Genomic DNA, 18,795 nt, shown 5'->3' with positions numbered 1-18,795 from the left:
ACATTGGTTTTAACTTTTAATCGACATAAATTTTCGGCATTTTACGGTATATCGCCATGCGACATTATAGATGAAAATCCAAAGTGCTGAAATTCAGCTGTATGTTTGCGTGGTATACGGTTTGTTAATGTAAGAGCAACCATTTTCTTGCCTTTTGCATAAACAATGCCCGAAAAATTGACGTTTCTCCCGGGTGCATAGCTGCAAATAGGCATTTTAAAAAAAATTGATTTACTTTTAACAACAAAAACTACGATGAAATTTCAACCGCTGTTAGAACAGGTAAAACAGTACGCTATATCCTATTTTGACGTACATCATGATCCCGATTTAATTTATCATAACCTGAGGCATACTAAAGATGTTGTTGCAGCGGCCACTCAAATAGCTAACCACTACCAGTTAAGTGATGAAGATTTTTTTGTGGTGATCTCTGCATCCTGGTTTCACGATACCGGATATTTTACTGATAAAAAGGATCACGAATCAAAAAGTGTTGCGCTGGCTACACATTTTCTGAAACAGCATAAAGTTGAGCAACCTGTTATTGATAAAGTATCCGGCTGTATTTTAGCTACTAAAATGCCGCAAAACCCCACCGGTTTATTGCAACAGATTCTTTGCGATGCAGATTTGTTTCATTTAGGTACAGATGATTTCCGCGATAAAAATAAGCTGCTGCGCAAAGAGATGGAAGCCATCAAAAAACATGATATTGATAAGGACGAATGGCGCAGCTACAATATTGAGTTTTTACAGGGGCATGAATACTATACTGATTATTGCCGGCTATTGCTTAATGATCAAAAACATAAAAATCTTCAAAAACTAATTGAAAAGCAAGCTGACGTTGAAGTAAAAGAAACCCCGGCCATGATCACTACAGAAACAGATCGTGAAGCCATTATTACTGTTGAAAAAGAAAAGGATAAAGACAAAGACCACGATGACGACCACGGCGGTAAAAAACATAAAAATGACAGGCCCGACCGCGGGATCGAAACCATGTTCAGGATCAGCTCCAGTAATCATCAGCGTTTGAGCGATATGGCCGATAATAAGGCCCATATCATGATCACGGTTAACTCCATCATTCTTTCTGCAATTATCAGTTTGGTGCTGCGTAAACTTGATGAGCATTCTAATTTGTTGATCCCAACGTTTATGCTCTTGTCGGTTAGTTTGGCTACCATGATCTTCTCCATACTTTCAACCCGTCCGTCAATCCCACCGGGTTTGTTTACCCCCGAGGATATTAATAAGAAAACAGTTAACCTGTTGTTCTTCGGTAACTTCTACCGCATGTCATACCAGGATTACAGCGATGGTATGGAGAAAATGATGGAAGACCGCGAGTTTCTTTACGGTAGCTTAATCCGTGATAACTATTCGCAGGGTGTTGTGCTTGGCAAAAAATACAGGCTGCTCAGGGCATCGTACAATATATTCATGTTTGGCCTTATTGTATCGGTAGTAGCATTCATTATATCTTCGTTATTGTAGGCGGTCGGGGTACTGCCAAAAACAAAATCTGAACCTATGGAATACTCATTTTTCGACAGGGACCTGAGCTGGTTACTTTTCAATGAACGCATATTGATGGAGGCCGAAAGCGAAGAACTCCCCGTAATGGAAAGGGTAAATTTTCTTGCTATATTTTCATCAAATCTTGACGAATTTTACCGTGTGCGGATGCCAGTGGTAATGGCACTGCACAAGCTTAATCTGCTTAATAAAACCGATGAAAGCGAGGATGTACTATATAAAGCCCAGCAACTGGTAGAAGCTCAGCAAAATCGCTTTGGGAAGGTTTTTACAGACAGGCTTATTCCGCTCCTGAAGGAGAATAATGTAAACCTGTTGTTCAATGAACCTATCCCAGTTTCTATAATCGATAGGGTGAGTAATTACTTTTACAGTCAGGTACTTGCATTTCTGCAACCTATTGACCTGGTAGGCGGTAAAAAGCAATTCTTCCCCGAAAATAACCGCTTATACTTTTTGGTGAACCTTGGTTTGGAGAAAGAAAAAGAACGGTCAGTGATTCTCAATATTCCGTCGAACCAGTTGCCGCGATTTTTTAGTGTTAATGAAGATGGTAAGCAATACATCATTTTCCTGGATGATATTGTGCGGTATAATCTTCATAAGATCTTCAAAACCGAAGAAATAAAAGGTTGTTACAGCTTCAAAATAACCCGCGACGCTGAGCTTGAACTTAAAGATGATTATGATGGAGATGTTCAGGAGCAGATAGAAAAGCAATTGCAGAAACGTGATCAGGGTTTGGCGACACGTTTTTTACACCAGCCGGATATCCCGCTGCGCATATTGCATTTAATTGAAGATAAGCTGGGTGTACAGGGATCAAGCATTGTGGAAGGCGGTTTTTATCACAATTTGAAAGATTTGATGGGCTTGCCGGTTGGTATCCCCGATTTAAAATACACCAAATGGCCACCGCTGGTAAACAGGCAGATCAGCGCAGACGAATCCATATTTGATTATATAGATAATGGCGATTGTATTTTTCATGCGCCTTACCAGTCATACAACGCTATCCTCCGTTTTTTTAATGAGGCAGCAATCGACGAAAATGTAGAAGAGATTTCGGTAACACTTTATCGTGTAGCCAGCGATTCGAGGATTGTAAATGCCCTCATCAGCGCTGCCGAAAGCGGTAAAAAAGTAAGGGTGCTTGTTGAGTTAAAAGCCCGTTTTGATGAAGCCAATAATATCAAATGGGCTAAAAAATTAAAAGCAGCCGGAGCCAATATTATTTACAGCGATAAGGCTATAAAAGTGCATGCAAAAGTAGGCCTGGTTAAGCGCCTTGTCGACGGGAGGATAAAATATGCGGGACTTTTAGCTACAGGTAATTTTAACGAAAGTACTGCTGCTTTTTATACCGATCATATCATGATGACGGCCAATCCGCAGTTGCTGCGCGAAATGGACCTGCTGTTCATTTATCTTGCTAAAAAAGCAAAATCGGCCGAGGGATATCATATTGATTTTAAACACCTGCTGGTGGCTCAATTTAATTTGCAATCAAAGTTTATTGAGCTTATTAACAGGGAAATTGAGCAGGCCCGTAAAGGGAAGCCGGCAGGGATCACCATAAAGCTCAATAACCTGGAAGAGCGGGTGCTGATTGGTAAGCTTTATGAAGCGTCACAAGCCGGGGTGAAGATCAGGATGATAGTCCGTAGCATTTGCTGCCTGATACCCGGAGTGCCGGGAATGAGCGAAAACATTACCATAAGGCGTATAGTTGACCGATACCTGGAACATGGACGCATTTTTATATTTCATAACAGCGGTGACCAGCAGGTTTTCATGGGCTCGGCCGATTGGATGAACCGTAATATTTACCGCCGTATCGAGGTGTGTTTTCCGGTTTATGATGAGCGCATCAGGAACGAGGTAATTGCCATGCTTGATATTCAACTGGCCGATAATGTGCAGGCTGTAAAATTAAATGAACAATTGCAAAACATAAGGGTTGATAAAACTGAACCGCAGGTACAATCGCAGCGGGCCATTTATGAACTTTTACAGCAAAAAAAATATGACGGGGTTTAAAAAACAAGGTGCTAAACGAGCAATGACCCTTTATGTAGCCGGCATGCTTGCCGTGGCGGTAGTTTTTTTGATCATCTCTTGTAAAAATAAAGAAAAGGCGATCCCTGCCAGTCCGACGGGGTACGACCTTAATAATCCTGTTAAATATAAAATGCCCGAAGATCTCACCGAAATCTCAGGTTTTGCCTTTCACAATGGTAAAAATGATTCGGTTTATGCCGAGCAGGACGAAGAAGGCTTTTTGTTTAACCTGAAACTGGGCGATAAAAATGCTAACTATACCAAGTTTGGCAAAAGTGGTGATTATGAGGATGTGGCCATTTGCCGCGAACAGGTAATCATGCTTAAGAGCGATGGCACGTTGTTTACTTTTCCTTTTAGCCAGGTTAGGAGTAAAGAAGCAGCCAACGTACAAAAGATTAAAGGTGAATTGCCCGAAGGAGAGTTTGAAGCTATGTGCGCCGATGAAAAGGCCAGCTTGGTTTACGTGCTTTGCAAGCATTGTGCCGATGAAAAAACATCCAAAAGCAGTAGCGGCTATATTTTGAAACTCCAGGCAGACGGCACCCTGAAACAGACCGGTATTTTTGTAATAGATGTTAAGGAAATTGAGCGCCTTGCCAATAAAAAACGTGTGCCGTTCCGCCCTTCGGCGATGGCGAAAAATACATTTACCAATGAATGGTATATCCTTTCGTCGGTAAATAAAATGCTGGTAGTTGCCGATGTTAACTGGAAAGTGAAAAACGTCTATCCTTTAAGTGTTACCATATTTGGCCAGCCCGAAGGTATGGCATTTGACAACCAGCGTAACCTGTACATCTCCAACGAGGGCGACCAATTAAGCGCAGGTAATATTTTGAAATTCAGCTATAAGAAATAGTGCTATTGAAGTACAGATAATCCAATACTATATACATCCCAACCGGACCTCATGATTAAAAAACTACCCTTATTATTTGTTTTACTATTGGGCATACTCAATGTACAGGCCCAGGATTCAGTTCAGTATAGGATGATCTTTATTGGCGATGCAGGCGAAATAGATCTGCAGCAAAGTGCCGTTTTAAAACATGCGGCTGCCAATGTGCTCAAAAACAAAACTTCGGTATTTTATCTGGGCGATAATATCTATCCGCGGGGAATGGGGCTGCCGGGTAGTCCTGAAGAAGCCGGAACCCAAAAAATCCTGCAATCACAATACCAGCCTATGCGTGCCACCGGTGCGCCTGTTTACTTTATACCGGGTAACCATGACTGGGATAAGATGGGTCCGCTCGGTTTGGCTAAAATAAAACGCCAGTGGGCGTTTTTGGATCAGCAGGGCGATAAGCTGCTTAAAATGGTGCCCGAAAACGGCTGCCCCGATCCGGTCGAGATCAATCTTACCAATGATCTTACTGTAATAGCTTTTGACAGCGAATGGTGGTTATATCCATTCAATAAAAGTAACCCCGGCGCCGAGTGCGATTGTAAAAACAAAGATGACATTGCCGATAAGATCAAGCTGATCTTTGAGCGGAACAAAGATAAGGTTATCATCTTGGCATCGCATCATCCATTCCAGAGTTATGGTACACATGGCGGATATTTTTCACTTAAAGATCATATTTTCCCGCTTACCGTAGCCAATAAAGATCTTTGGATACCCTTGCCTGTCGTCGGTTCCCTTTATCCTTTTCTACGCTCTACATTTTCAAATCCCGAAGATTTGGGACATCCCTTGTATAAGGATATGATTAAAAAAGTGGATGCAGTTTTTGGCAGTTTTCCGAATTTGATCCATGTGGCTGGGCATGAGCATGGCTTACAGTTTATCAAAAGCAAACAGTTGCAGGTGGTGAGCGGCGCAGGTGCCAAGCAAACCTATGCTATTAAAGGTAAATACTCTCTTTTTGCCGATGCCACTCAGGGCTATGTAACGGCTGACTTACTGATTGATAAACGGATGCGCTTTACGTATTATATCGACAGTGATAAAGGTGTTAAGCAGGCGTTTACCTATACACAACCTTACACATCGGTAAAAAATGTTCCTGATACGCTGCATACGCCTATCAAAGCAGATAGTATCATGGTTAGGGTTCATCCTAAATATGATAGCGTAAGCAATTTTCACCGCCGCTGGTTTGGTGAAAACTACCGCAAGGAGTGGGCTGCTGAAACTAAGCTGCCTGTGATCAGGCTGTCACAAATTCATGGCGGTTTAAAGTCCGAAAGTATTGGCGGTGGGTTCCAAACACACTCACTTCGTTTAATTGATAAGGATGGCAAGGAATGGGTGTTGCGCAGTGTGGAGAAACAACCGGAAAAGATCCTGCCCGATGAATTCCAGGAAACCTTTGCCAAAGATTGGGTTAATGATGCCATGAGTGCCCAGCACCCGTTTTCGGCGCTGATAGTACCGCCGCTTGCTGATGCCGCCCGTGTGCCGCATGCCAACCCGATAATCGGTGTGGTATCGGCTGATCCGGTTTTAGGGCAATATGCTAATATTTTTGCCAATAAAGTTTGTTTGCTTGAAGAACGCGAACCAGGCGGCAAATCAGATAATACCGTGAAGATGATTGGTAAAATGCTTGAGGACAATGATAATACCGTAGACGGCGAGGAGTTTCTACGCGCCCGTTTGCTCGATCTGTTGATTGGTGATTGGGACAGGCACGGCGATCAGTGGCGCTGGCGTGATGAGAATAAAGGGAAAGGTAAATTTTATACTGCCGTTCCGCGCGACCGCGATCAGGTGTTTTACACTAACCAGGGAGTATTACCAACCATAGCAGCGCAGCCGTGGGTGGCCCCGAACCTGCAAGGCTTTAGCGGAGAGATCTACAGCGTAAAATATTCTCTATGGAAAACCATGTTCATGCAACGATGGCCATCGGTACAATACAGTCATGAACAATGGACAAAGATTGTGAATGATTTTGTTGCAGCAGAAACTGATGAAGTACTGGAAGCCGGTTTAAGGCGTTTGCCCGAATCATCGCACAAATTAAGGCATGATGTATTGCTAAAGCAACTGAGGGAACGACGCGCCAATATCCCGGCCGAAATGGAGTACTACTACAAGTTCATCAATAAAATAGTTGATATCCATACTTCAAATAAAAATGAGCGGGTAACGGTAAAGGATGAGCCTAACGGCAGTCTTAATGTGATCATCAATAAGATCAATAAAGATGGTGAGATTAAGGATACGCTCATGAACCAGAATTATCACCCTGATATTACCAAAGAGCTTCGCATTTATGTAAGCGGCGGCGATGATAAGGTAGTGCTTGATAATGCCACATCACCAATAAAACTGAGGTTTATTGATAGTACCGGTACCAAAACCTACAATATTGTAAAATCGCTCAACACGGTTCAGCTTTATGACCGCGGCAAAAAATTGAGCATAACCGGCGATGAATCAAAAGTTAACAAGCATATCAGTAAGGATAGCGCCAATACATCATACCTGCGCGTTAACCTGATGAATGTGATAGCGCCTCTGGCCAATATTTCTTACAATCCGGATGAGGGCGTACTGCTTGGTGCCGGTTTTAAATACACTCACCAGGAAGGCTTTCAAAAGTTGCCTTATAATGATGTTCAAACTGTATTTGCCAGTCACTCATTCAGTACAAAGGCTTTCAAGGTTAAATACAGTGGTGAATGGATCCATGCCTTCGGCAAAGCCGACTTTTTGATGGATGCCCAGCTTGATTTTCCGGATAATATCAATTTTTTTGGCCGGGGGAACGAAACGCCATTTATTAAAGTGGGCGATTATCGCAAATACTACCGTGCCCGTTTTGATAATTTTACTTTCAGCCCCGCCTTCAGGTGGCGCGATGAATCGGGTACTTCCGTTACGTTAGGGCCTGCGTTTCAGTACTATAAATTAGATGTTGATGACAATATCGGCCGATTTATTACATATCCGTTACTCACAAATGCGCCCGACAATTATACCTTTGATAAAACAAAAATGCATGCCGGTATAGTTGTTAACTTTACCAGTGATAAACGCAATGACAAGATACTTCCGGCCTGGGGAAGTTTTGTAAATATTAAACTTCAGGAGTTTAATGGCTTAAATAATAACTCCACAAGTTTTGCCCAGCTTATACCCCAGGTTGCTTTGTACAAAAGCCTGAATGCCAAAAGCACTATTGTTTTGGCGGATAGGATGGGCGGCGGCATTACCATCGGAAAAACCGCTTTTTATCAGTCGTTGTTTTTAGGCGGGCAGGATAACTTATTAGGCTACAGGCTTTATAGGTTTGCCGGCCAGCATAGTTTTTATAATAACCTGGAGTTGAGGATAAAATTGACTGATTTTGCCAGTTATATAGTTCCCGGACAAATAGGTGTTATAGGATTTTATGATATAGGCCGTGTTTGGGAAAACGGGCAAGGCTCAGATAAATGGCACAACGGCACCGGTGCAGGTTTTTATGTTGCACCTGCACGATTGGCAGTTATTAAAATAATTGCCGGTTACTCTGAAGAAGGATGGTATCCTTATCTTTCAACAAGTTTCAGATTTTAAAGAAGGGTAAAATTGTAATAAAAAAATGCACACAGAAGTACTCAATATAAGTAAAAACGAATGCACCATTTGCCAGGTTGAAACATGCCTGACATTTAACCCGTTCGTGGCGCATTTAAAAGAACGGATTGCTACTGAAAAAACGCTCAAGAGCGAGTTTTACCGCTATGTTTTGGAACGTTTTGAGCATGATATATGTATTGACCTGGATATGCGGCCCACGGATGCCGAAAAATACCGGGAAATGCTGGAGCTTATTTACTCCATATTGACACCGCCAATAGCTAACGAAAAGGAATTTCACTGGGCATTGAGCACACCGGTACCTGATAAGATCTTTTTCAGTACTGAGGCTTTTTATGATTTCCATTCAAGTCATCATTCTAATTTATATGCGTTGAATGTATCCAAGAATGAAATGTTTAGCGACAGGCAAAAGCGGTTCATTTATAACCTGATCCTTGAACGGATGTACGGCTTTTCGTCGGCGATTAAGAATGAATTGCTGTTTTCGTACGAAGATCCGGAAACTGGTCTTTCACGGTATTTTAATATCCAGACTGATGCCCGTTTCGTGGAAATTGAATTGAATGGCGAACTGCCCGAACTTAGCTTTGATACTATTGAACCCTATTTACATTCACATACCAGCCTTGAGTTAATTGAAAAGGTAATACCACTTAATATTTTTAAATTCAAGGGGTTCACAATAATTACGTTAACAGATGTAACGTTAACGCATGCACTTGAAAATATTCGTACCGAGCTGGTTAACCATTCGGCAAATGAGGAGGAGCAATATGCGCACATCATCAGCTCGCTAAAATCCCTTGCCGAAAGCCCGGGCATTGAGTTTGGGTTGATGCCTTTTTTAACTATCAATAATGAGCCTATTTTTGATAACGACGAATGCTCCAGAAGTATCCTGCTTAAGGCCGCTAAAGATTTTAATCTTGCCGAGGAAACTTTTGACGCGATCATTGATGATTACAACCAAAACCCGAGGCCTATCTTTTTCAATTCTATTACCGACGAAAAGATAGGTAAATTCCCCTTTTTGCAGGTTTTGAAGCAAGCCGGCATTAAATCTTACGGAATTTTCCCGGTGTACTACAATGTGAAGAATGTAGGCATCATGGAAGTATTTTCATATAAAGAGATTGTTTTTTACGAAAAGCTGCTCTCGAAATTACAGGCTACTATCCCGCTGATTGCCCAATTGCTGCAAAACAGCATCGATCAGTTCGAGGCCCGCATTTCAAGTGTTATCAAAAATAAATTTACCTCGTTGCAGCCATCCGTTCAATGGAAGTTTAATGAAGTGGCCTGGAATTATCTTAAGGAAAAAAGAAAGAAGAAAAAGAGCCCCGAAATTGAAACAGTATCATTCAGCCATGTTTACCCTTTGTTCGGGGCTGTCGATATCCGCAATTCCACAGTTGAGCGCAACAGCGCCCTGCAGGAAGATTTGAAAAGCCTGCTTACTATACTTATCGAAACCTTGCGGGCTTTAAATGAACATATTCATTTAAGCCTTACAGGCAATCTTGTATCTAAATGCGAGGATTGGCTTGAACGCATCAGCGGCTATATCACCACCAACGATGAGTTGATGCTGGATACTTTCCTCCATAATGAGGTTAATCCTTTCCTGGAGCATTTCAGAAATAATTACCCAGCCGAGAAGGAGATCATTGACAGGTATTTCGATGCCATGAACGAGGAAACCGGTGCTTCATTTGAGCATAGGCGCAACCTCGAAACCTCCATGCAGCTCATCAACACCTCCATCAATCAGTACCTTGAACAGGCCCAGACAGAAGTGCAGGAGTCATTCCCCTGTTATTTTGAAAAATTCCGTACAGATGGGGTGGAATATGATATTTACATAGGGCAATCTATAGCGCCGCAGCGCGTTTTTGATATGCTGTACCTTAAAAATATCCGTTTGTGGCAGTTACGGTCAATGGCCGAAATAGCCCGGATGACAAACGACCTTGGCGATCAGCTTTCACGTCCTTTACAAACTACGCACATGATATTTATCCACTCAAACGCTATAGATATCAGTTTCAGAAACGATGAAAGGCGTTTTGACGTTGAGGGGGCCTATAATATCCGTTACGAGGTGATCAAAAAGCGTATCGACAAGGTTTTGATAGCAGGCACCTTTGAGCGCCTTACCCAACCCGGCAAAATAGCCATGGTATATTTTAACCCAACAGAAGCTGCTGAATATGACGAGTACATCAGGTACCTGCAAGTACAAGGCTATTTGCTGGATGACCTGGAATACCTTGAACTGGAAGAGTTACAGGGCGTTACAGGCTTAAAAGCATTAAGGGTTGGAGTTAATTATCAATTGCCGTTATTAAATAGCTAAAAGCCTAAGGCTGAAAGCTTAAAGCGAAAAGAAATCAATAAAGCAAAAAAGCTTTCGGCCTTAGGCTTTCGGCTTTGAGCTTGATAAGATCGCTTTCTTCATTAATAAATCGGTTTGCTTGTCGCTTCCCAGGACAAATTCATGACTGCTGAATACTTCAAAGCCATGTTTTTCATAAAAGGCAATTGCTTTCTGGTTGTGTTCCCAAACGCCAAGCCAAATGTATTGCAGGTTTTTATCGGCGGCTTCTTTTAAGGTGAAATCAATAAATTGGTGGCCTATCTTTTTGCCGTGATGCTCGGCCAAAACATAGATCCGTTCTATTTCGACAGCATTAAGGTCCTGAAATTCTGTTTGGGCCGGGCCGTAATTTAGCTTGAGATAACCGGTTATCTCGCCGTTAGATATTGCAAAGTAAAAGTGTGAGTTTGGGTTGCTGAGTTCTGCTTGTATTTTTTGCGGCGTAAAAGCAACAGATGCATAAGCCTCAATATCTTCCGGTTTATTTAAATGGCCAAAAAAATCGAAAAAGGTTTTTTTGCTTAAAGCCAGCAATACATCGGCATCGGTCAATGCCAGTTTTTGAATCGTTATAGTTCCGGTAGTCATGAAGCAAATCTAAACAAACTACCTTTTCAATCAAATTGCTCTTTCAATCTTACTAACCTGTCAATCATGAGATTTAATTTTTCTTCCTCATTTTTAAACATGCGGGGTTTAAGGTAAAACGTGGTGAACAAAAACCAGATCCCGATTGATGTATAGGTGACTATTTTAAAGGTGAGTGATGAATGTTCAAGTACCTCGATAAAATACATGGCTAAACCGGCGCTGAGCAACAATATATAGGTATAATAAAACCAGCCTATAACTTTGCTGCGGTTTTTTTGATATGCCTTAAGGCTGTCAAGATATTCGGCAGGGTTGAGTGTTGCATCGCGCTTACTCAAAATGTGGTAATGACGTACCATTAATGAAAGATACATCAACATGGTTACCAGTACGATGAGGATTCCGATAGTAGTAACTGCAGATTTAAATGCCAGGAAAAAAGTGACGACAAAAGCGAATGCGACAGTTACAACCATGGCCACAATACTCCAGTATAACTTTTGGGTTATACTCCTTATTCCCTTCTTTACCTGCTTCAGCACCTCATCCACCGAAAGCTGATCTGGTTTTGGCTGTCCCTGCCAAACCGACATCAAATGATCAAAGTCTTTCATACTGGTTATATAACTCCGTTAATTTTTGTTTTATACGATAAATTTTCACCCTCAGGTTCCCTTCTGATATGCCCGAAATTTCAGCAATTTCGGGGTATGGCACCTCATCAAGTACCATAGTTATAATAATCCTTTCTGATTCTTCCAGTTTTGAAATACATTTATAGAGCAAAGCTACCTGCTCGTTTTTATCCGATAGTTCTTCTCGTTTTGTTTCCGCTAATTGTGGGGTTAGTTCGTCTTTGGCCTGGCGTTTTTCCGAGCGCAAATAGGTTAAACAGGTATTTACAGCAATGCGGTAAATCCAGGTTGATATCATGGCCTGGTTACGGAATTTCTCTAAATTTTGCCAAACCTTTAAAAAGGTTTCCTGTAACAGGTCGTTGGCGGCATCGTCATCGCCGGTATAACCATAGCACAGATGGAATATCTTTTTAGAATTAGCTTCATATATCTGCTTGAATGCTGCTTCTTTGTTGGCCACTTCAGTTAATTTTATATTTAGACGATGTTAAACTTTATATGTTACAACAAATGATCATTCTTTTTAAACCAGCCCAACTTGCTTTCGGCATCGTTTATTAATTTATTGTAACTATCCTGGTAGTCAAACTGTAAGTCTTCATGGAGTTTATTAATTAACCCGCGGATCTTTTCAACCTGCCTAATTAATATCAGCCTTAAAGGCTTGTATGAGGTGCGCCGGTCGGCATATTCAAGGTAATTTTCGCAAAAATTGATCAGTAATTCAATCTCAGCACCTTTTGATGCCATAAACTTGGTGTACTTGCTCAATAACCTTAATATTTTGCGCATGCCCTTGGCCGCGTTGTAACTCAGCGATGATAGCTGACTGAACATGAACCCGGCTTCGGCTTTTACTTTTTCAATAAAAGCGGCTTCATCATGGGCTTCAAAAAGCAGGTAGGCCAACAGCTCCTTGTTTTCTTTTTTGTACCGTGCCAGGCGCAGCATTAATTCGGCCAATTGCTCGTTGTGCAGGTGCTGAATTTCCTTTTTTATATGCTGTAATCCGTAAGCTGTGGTACTCATGTTGTAAATAAGCGGGTAAAATACTAATTGTTTAAATATTTTTCACGAATTGCCTTTTAAGCTTGATTCAATTAGAACGAATTACACGAATGGGTTCCTAATTATAATGGTGTAATTAATTGTAGTTCGCAAAATTAGTGAAGAAACTGAAATAGCGTTTGCTGAGTGCAGCGATTTTATTTTCTCATCTGATTTAAACGGAAAATAGAATATTCCCACACCTGTTTAAACAGCGCGTAAATTTTGTAGTTTTGCAGGCTTATTAAATTAAATGAAAAAAAGCAGACTGACGCTCTTCATTTTTATCGCACTGGTATTGGGTGTGGTAGCCGGTTATATTTATAACACCTATGTTTTTGCCGATTTGAATAAACAGCTCAGTACCGCCGGGGCTGCTATTAAAGCTATTGATAAAAATATTGAAGCATTACCCGATACTACGGTTGCAGCCTACAAAGATCTTAAGTTACAAAGAATTGCCCAGGTTAAACTGCAAAGCCAGGCTTCCGATGCACGGGAAGATAAACTTGAACTTTATAATATCCTGAGTAAGATCTTCCTCAATCTTATAAAAATGATTGTGGCACCATTGGTGTTTACGACTTTGGTGGTAGGCGTAGCCAAGGTAGGGGATATCAAAGCTGTGGGCCGGATTGGCGGCAAAACAATGCTCTGGTTTATCAGCGCTACGCTGGTATCCTTATTATTAGGGATGCTATTGGTTAACCTGTTTGAGCCAGGCAAAACCATGCATTTGCCACTGCCTGATAGTCATTTAAGTACAGGCATTAAAAAAACGGCATTATCATTAACCGAATTCGTTGGTCACGTTTTCCCTAAGAGTTTTATTGAGGCAATGGCCAATAATGAGATCTTACAGATTGTGGTGTTCTCTTTGTTTTTTGGCGTAGCTACCGCTGCTATAGGTGAGCAAGGCAAAATAGTAATCAAAGCGATGGATGCTTTTGCCCATGTGATTATGAAGATTACCGGTTATGTGATGAAAATGGCCCCTTTAGCTGTATTTGGTGCCATAACTGCGGTAGTGGCCAAGCAGGGAATAGGTGTACTTTCAACCTATGGTATTTTTATCAGCGAGTTTTATTTTTCGCTTATCGTACTTTGGTCTGTGATTATATTGGCCGGATACATTGTATTAAGAAAGCCGGTGTTCAGGCTGCTTAACAGTATTAAAGATGCTATGTTGATAGCATTTAGTACCTCCACAAGTGAAGCGGCTTATCCAAAGGTATTGGAAGAACTGGAGAAATTTGGTTGCAGTAATAAAATAGTAAGCTTTGTATTGCCCTTGGGTTATTCATTTAATTTAGATGGCTCTATGATGTATATGACCTTCGCCTCGTTGTTTTTGGCACAATCATATGATATTCATCTTTCATTCGGGCACCAGTTATCCATGTTGCTGGTGCTGATGCTTACCAGTAAAGGAGTGGCGGGTGTACCAAGGGCTTCGCTCGTGGTTATAGCAGGTACGTTGGCTATGTTTAATATCCCCGAAGCCGGCTTGTTTTTGCTAATAGGTATCGATCCGTTGTTGGATATGGGACGTTCGGCCACAAACGTATTAGGCAATGCAATGGCAACAGCCGTTGTGAGCAAGTGGGAAGGAGAAGAGGTAGGTACTCAAATAATAAGAGAATAAAGTATGCCGTCATTGCGAAGAACTATAGGGCAAATCCCAAAAAACAGTGATGATGGGAAAATATATTTTAGAGCAGGTGCGTATGGTCGCGTTAGGGATTGTAGTGAAAAGCCCACAGCGCGGGCTGGAATTGCGGGCAGGAAAGGCGAGGACTTGTAACGGAAAGCCCGGGCCCCAGGCAACGCCCACGTTTATAAATAGATAGAAAAAATTATTAATCAATAGCTTACAAGTAAGCAATTATAAGGAACGAAGACAGTCGACAAAAAGGGAGCTCATTAATACCTGTAAAATCAAATCATAGCAGCTATTAATGATCTCTGGAAAGCATAGCCGCTCTGTAAAGTTCGCGATTGCTTCGTATCTCGCCATGACAGCTTGAAGAAATTAATCCAATAACTAAAACTCAATAATTTACTAATTAATTATATATGTCTCCCCGTTTAAAAAAAGTATTCCTGATCATGACCGTTGTGGTACCGTTTATACTGTACTGCGTTTATTATTATGGTATGATGATCAAGAATGCACCATACCGTTTTGTTGATTTTGAATCGATCAGTTTCCAATATGGCCATAAGGACAGCCTTGTAAATAAATACGATTCACATACAGGCATGTTTCAATATCTCGACAAACGCGATTCGCTGGTGAAAGAGCATTTACGCTTGACTAAAGATGACCTGCTATACCTGCACCGTAAAGCGGCCGACCTGGGTTTTTGGGATTTCCCATCCAAAGAAATCGGTGATACGTCGAAAGTTGCTGATGGAAAAGCCGTTCGGTACATTATTGAGTTCAAATACAAGGAAAAAACCAAGCGTGTGATCTTTGATACCGATTATTTTGGCAATCCTAAACTGATTGACGCTAATCAAAGGTTGATAGCCGAGATTCAGAAAAAACTAACTGATGTAGAGAATCGTGGTAAAAAATAAAATATCGGGATGTTGTTTATTAAATAATCAATCCCTATATTTGCACCTCGAAATTTAAAACAATATTTAACAAACATGTACGCAATAGTAAGTATAGCAGGACAGCAATTTAAAGTTGCCAAAGACCAGCAGATCTTTGTACACAGGTTACAAGGCGATGAAGGCGCTAGTATTGAATTTGACAGTGTATTGTTAGCAGAAAACGAAGGTAAATTCAAATTAGGTTCTGATTTGAAAGGCGCTAAAGTATCGGCTAAGATCGTGTCACATTTAAAAGGTGATAAAGTAATTATCTTCAAAAAGAAAAGAAGAAAAGGTTACAAAAAGAAAAACGGTCACCGTCAGCAATTTACCAAGATTGAGATCACCGGTATTACATTATAATTAAAGGTTGAACCGGAGTTGTTCTGCAATTCCATAAAAGATATAAGAAATGGCACATAAAAAAGGGGCCGGTAGTTCCAGAAACGGTCGTGAGTCACATAGCAAGCGTTTAGGTATCAAAATTTTCGGTGGTCAGCCAGCAATCGCAGGTAACATCATCGTACGTCAGCGTGGTACTAAACACAACCCAGGCTTAAACGTTGGTCTTGGTAAAGATCATACTTTATTTGCACTGGCTGAAGGTATCGTAGTTTTCAAAAAGAAAGCTGATAATCGTTCATACGTATCAGTAGTTCCATTTGAAGCTGCTGAAGTTGAAGAAGTAGCTGCACCTGCACCAAAAGCAAAAAAAGAAGCTGTAGCTGTTGAAGCTCCTGCTGCTGAAGAAGCTCCAAAAGCAAAGAAAGCTGCTGCACCAAAAGCTAAAAAAGAAGAAGCTGCTGATGCTGCTGAAGAAACTGTAGCTGAGTAATCAGTTAACAAATATTAGGATATAAAAAATCCCGGTCAGTTTTGATCGGGATTTTTTGTTTTGCAGATATTTCCGATTATCGCTCTTTTATCTTTTTTACAACAGCTGGTATATCGTTACCTTTTCCAAACAATACAGGTACAGAGTATAGGCAACGTACTGTTTTGCTGCTTTGCTGAGCCGGTTTCCATTTAGGGCCTCTTTTTATTATGTCGATGGCAAGCGAATCAGTTTCAGAAGTTAACCCTTTGGTTACATGGGTATTGGTAATACTGCCATTATTTTCTATAATGAAGGTAATAATGACCAATCCTGAATGCAGGTCTTTAAGTGGGGATTTTTTTATAGTATTCGATATATACTCTTTAAGTTTTTCAACACCACCAGGAAATTCCGGAAGTTGCTCAACCTCGGTATAAACTGAGGTGTCTATCTTCGTTGTCTGCGCTTTAACGGCGGGTAATAACATTACAAATAGAAATGCGATAAGTAGGACATGTTTCATCTTAAGATAGTAGTACTTTATTTATTCGACAATCAGTTTCTTTAAATAGTAAGTATCAGGATCGATAACCGGCATAGTTTTGCTGGTTACGGTGATGCCTTTTTTATCAAGTGTATACCGTTTGGTAACACCATCAATAGTAATATCAACAGGTAAAGGCATATCTATATTTAACAACTGAACCTGGTATTTATCGCCCCGCTGGGCTTTTACGTGTACTTCCAGTTTATTGATGGAATAGATGTACAAATCAAACAGCGGCTTGAGATCCTGACCGGCAGCTTTGCTGAAATATTGGATCACATCATCAGTGCTTGCTAAATTGCTATAGGTGTAGCGGGGGTCGGTAACAAAACCTTTAAGGGTGGGGAAGAAGGTACTATCGCCCATAATATACCTGAGCGTATGCATAAAGAATGCACCTTTTCCATAAATATCACCATTATAAGCTGATTCTTCATCAATATCTTTCCCGATAACAATAGGGATTTTATTGCCGAATGAGAGTGCCGAGTTTTGGAAGAATTTGATGTAAGCTTTCTCACCTTCAAATTCCCTAACATAAAGTGCATCGCCATAGGTACAGATGCCTTCATGGATCCAGTAATCGGCCCAGTCTTTGGCGGTAACTTTGTTTCCCCACCATTCGTGGCCGAACTCGTGGTGCATCAGGCCGTCGTAATCTTCGCCGCCCACTTTGGCGTATTTGAATTTGGCGCCGTAAGCATTCATGGTTTGATGTTCCATGCCCAGGTGAGGTGTTTCGACTATGCCTATCTTTTCTTTTACCCAGGGATATTCACCAAAATATTTCTCCTGCTCCTTAATTGTTTTTACAAAGATATCAAGATGGTGCTCGGCCTTAGAGGCATGCTCTTTTAATACATAAAACTGGATTGGCACATTATGCCCATCTACAGTAGTATACGGACGAGCTACCACCGTATAATCACCGGCGTTAAATAAGATGCTGTAATTGTTGATAGTGTATTTGGTTTGCCAATGGAAAGTTGCTGTTCCTTTTTGCTTGCTTACTCCTTTTAATAGTCCCGGCCCGGCAACCATCAGGTCTTTAGGAACGGTGATAAACATATCTACACCCTCATTGGGTTCGTCAGAGGGATGATCCTTACAAGGGAAATACAATTTGCCGCCTGTACCTTCGGCCGTGATAGCCATCCACTGGTGCCCGGTTGAGTCGCGTGTCCAGATAAAACCGTCATCCCATGGTGGGCGACGGGCAACATGCGGTTTGCCACCATAAATCACTTTTACGCTTGCTTTACCTGCGGGCAATTCTTTGCCGGTATTAATAGTAATGAGATTGTTTTTATATTCAAAAGGTTCCTGTTTACCATTTACCAAAACCTTGCTGATGCTTAATGAATCTAACAGGTCAAACAATAAAACTTTGGTGGGCTTTGCCATGATTACATCAATGGTAGTAAAGCCATTAATAGTTTTTTGAGCCGGGTCAACAGTTAGAGAAATGGTGTAATGCCGCACATCCATGATAGCTTGCTCTGGTTTGAGTTTGCCGCCTGAGGTGAGGGTTTGGGCATACGAGTTACATGCGAATGCAAGGAATATCAAAACGAAAAAAAACTTTTTTGTCATCATATTAATTGCTGCTACTGAATGAGATTGGAATAGAATATCGAACCCTTACAGGATGGCCATTTTGTAAGCCTGGTTGCCATTTGGGAGATATGCTCATAACACGGATAGCTTCGGCGTCAGTAGCTTCAGATAAACTTTTAACCACTTTAAAATCGGTGAGGCTTCCATCTTTTTCTATTACAAACGAAATATTTACTCTTCCTTCAACAGTCTCGCCCGTCGGATATTTTAAATTTTTAGCGATGAACCTGAAAAGTTTTTCAGGGCCACCCGGAAACTCGGGTATTTTCTCAACACTGTGAAAGGTAGTGTCGATCTTTTTTGTGGTATCTGTTTGCGCGCTAACGACTAAAGACATCATAGCGAAAATAGTTGCAAGTAGAATTCTCTTCATTTAGTTTTGCTCTTTAATGAAATTCATGATAT

16 protein-coding genes are annotated in these 18,795 nt (G+C 41.1%); 9 read left to right on the top strand and 7 right to left on the bottom strand.

Annotated features, from left to right (window positions below):
* Positions 1–255: 255 nt before the first annotated feature.
* Genes ABIC84_RS06320 through ABIC84_RS06300 form a run of 5 tightly spaced genes read left to right on the top strand, consistent with a single transcriptional unit; the run spans position 256 to position 10,508 of the window.
* Positions 256–1,503 (top strand): Pycsar system effector family protein, encoded by a 1,248-nt coding sequence (locus ABIC84_RS06320; RefSeq protein WP_429263015.1) that lies wholly within the window; start codon positions 256–258, stop codon positions 1,501–1,503.
* 36 nt (positions 1,504–1,539) lie between these two features.
* Entirely contained in the window at positions 1,540–3,585 is a 2,046-nt protein-coding gene (gene ppk1, locus ABIC84_RS06315; RefSeq protein WP_429263014.1) for a polyphosphate kinase 1, read from the top strand.
* 22 nt (positions 3,586–3,607) lie between these two features.
* Complete coding sequence (locus ABIC84_RS06310) at positions 3,608–4,468, top strand: SdiA-regulated domain-containing protein (protein WP_429263013.1); 861 nt, start codon at positions 3,608–3,610, stop codon at positions 4,466–4,468.
* 51 nt (positions 4,469–4,519) lie between these two features.
* Positions 4,520–8,125 carry a BamA/TamA family outer membrane protein gene (locus ABIC84_RS06305; protein ID WP_429263012.1) on the top strand — a complete coding sequence of 1,202 codons (3,606 nt, stop codon included), beginning with the start codon at positions 4,520–4,522 and terminating at the stop codon, positions 8,123–8,125.
* Between the two features lie 25 nt (positions 8,126–8,150).
* Positions 8,151–10,508, top strand: coding sequence for a GAF domain-containing protein (locus tag ABIC84_RS06300; protein ID WP_429263011.1), 2,358 nt, complete (start codon positions 8,151–8,153; stop codon positions 10,506–10,508).
* A 60-nt stretch (positions 10,509–10,568) separates the two neighbouring features.
* Here ABIC84_RS06300 and ABIC84_RS06295 read toward each other — a convergent pair whose 3' ends face one another.
* From ABIC84_RS06295 to ABIC84_RS06280, 4 genes are read right to left on the bottom strand one after another with little or no spacing between them, the layout of a single operon-like run.
* Positions 10,569–11,117: a GNAT family N-acetyltransferase gene (locus tag ABIC84_RS06295; protein WP_426588802.1), complete on the bottom strand. Its 549-nt coding sequence runs from the start codon at positions 11,115–11,117 to the stop codon at positions 10,569–10,571.
* 26 nt (positions 11,118–11,143) lie between these two features.
* Positions 11,144–11,734, bottom strand: a complete 591-nt coding sequence (locus ABIC84_RS06290; RefSeq protein ID WP_090525003.1) for a hypothetical protein — start codon at positions 11,732–11,734, stop codon at positions 11,144–11,146.
* Entirely contained in the window at positions 11,721–12,218 is a 498-nt protein-coding gene (locus ABIC84_RS06285; RefSeq protein WP_090525007.1) for an RNA polymerase sigma factor, read from the bottom strand. Before ABIC84_RS06285 ends, ABIC84_RS06290 begins: the two co-directional genes overlap by 14 nt.
* Positions 12,219–12,259: 41 nt before the next feature.
* Positions 12,260–12,787 (bottom strand): hypothetical protein, encoded by a 528-nt coding sequence (locus ABIC84_RS06280; RefSeq protein ID WP_429263010.1) that lies wholly within the window; start codon positions 12,785–12,787, stop codon positions 12,260–12,262.
* Positions 12,788–13,058: 271 nt separating this feature from the next.
* Between ABIC84_RS06280 and ABIC84_RS06275 the strand changes: the two genes are divergently transcribed.
* The 4 genes from ABIC84_RS06275 (at position 13,059) to rpmA (ending at position 16,244) form a co-directional block, all read left to right on the top strand.
* The gene (locus ABIC84_RS06275) at positions 13,059–14,450 is read left to right on the top strand and encodes a dicarboxylate/amino acid:cation symporter (RefSeq protein ID WP_429263009.1); all 1,392 of its coding nucleotides are present in this window, start codon (positions 13,059–13,061) and stop codon (positions 14,448–14,450) included.
* Between the two features lie 431 nt (positions 14,451–14,881).
* Positions 14,882–15,388, top strand: coding sequence for a hypothetical protein (locus ABIC84_RS06270; protein WP_429263008.1), 507 nt, complete (start codon positions 14,882–14,884; stop codon positions 15,386–15,388).
* A 75-nt stretch (positions 15,389–15,463) separates the two neighbouring features.
* Positions 15,464–15,772 (top strand): 50S ribosomal protein L21, encoded by a 309-nt coding sequence (gene rplU, locus ABIC84_RS06265; protein ID WP_090467954.1) that lies wholly within the window; start codon positions 15,464–15,466, stop codon positions 15,770–15,772.
* A gap of 49 nt (positions 15,773–15,821) precedes the next feature.
* Positions 15,822–16,244, top strand: coding sequence for a 50S ribosomal protein L27 (rpmA, locus tag ABIC84_RS06260; RefSeq protein ID WP_110583361.1), 423 nt, complete (start codon positions 15,822–15,824; stop codon positions 16,242–16,244).
* A 76-nt stretch (positions 16,245–16,320) separates the two neighbouring features.
* Here the strand turns inward: rpmA and ABIC84_RS06255 are convergent, their stop codons facing one another.
* Genes ABIC84_RS06255 through ABIC84_RS06245 form a run of 3 tightly spaced genes read right to left on the bottom strand, consistent with a single transcriptional unit; the run spans position 16,321 to position 18,763 of the window.
* Positions 16,321–16,749 carry an energy transducer TonB gene (locus ABIC84_RS06255; protein WP_429263007.1) on the bottom strand — a complete coding sequence of 143 codons (429 nt, stop codon included), beginning with the start codon at positions 16,747–16,749 and terminating at the stop codon, positions 16,321–16,323.
* Between the two features lie 21 nt (positions 16,750–16,770).
* Positions 16,771–18,366 (bottom strand): M1 family metallopeptidase, encoded by a 1,596-nt coding sequence (locus ABIC84_RS06250; RefSeq protein ID WP_429263006.1) that lies wholly within the window; start codon positions 18,364–18,366, stop codon positions 16,771–16,773.
* A gap of 4 nt (positions 18,367–18,370) precedes the next feature.
* Positions 18,371–18,763 carry an energy transducer TonB gene (locus ABIC84_RS06245; RefSeq protein ID WP_426588789.1) on the bottom strand — a complete coding sequence of 131 codons (393 nt, stop codon included), beginning with the start codon at positions 18,761–18,763 and terminating at the stop codon, positions 18,371–18,373.
* Positions 18,764–18,795 lie beyond the last annotated feature (32 nt).

The sequence above is a fragment of the Mucilaginibacter sp. 3215 genome, assembly GCF_050433785.1.
Taxonomy (GTDB): Bacteria; Bacteroidota; Bacteroidia; order Sphingobacteriales; family Sphingobacteriaceae; genus Mucilaginibacter.
This window is presented reverse-complemented; position numbering and strand designations above follow the sequence as displayed.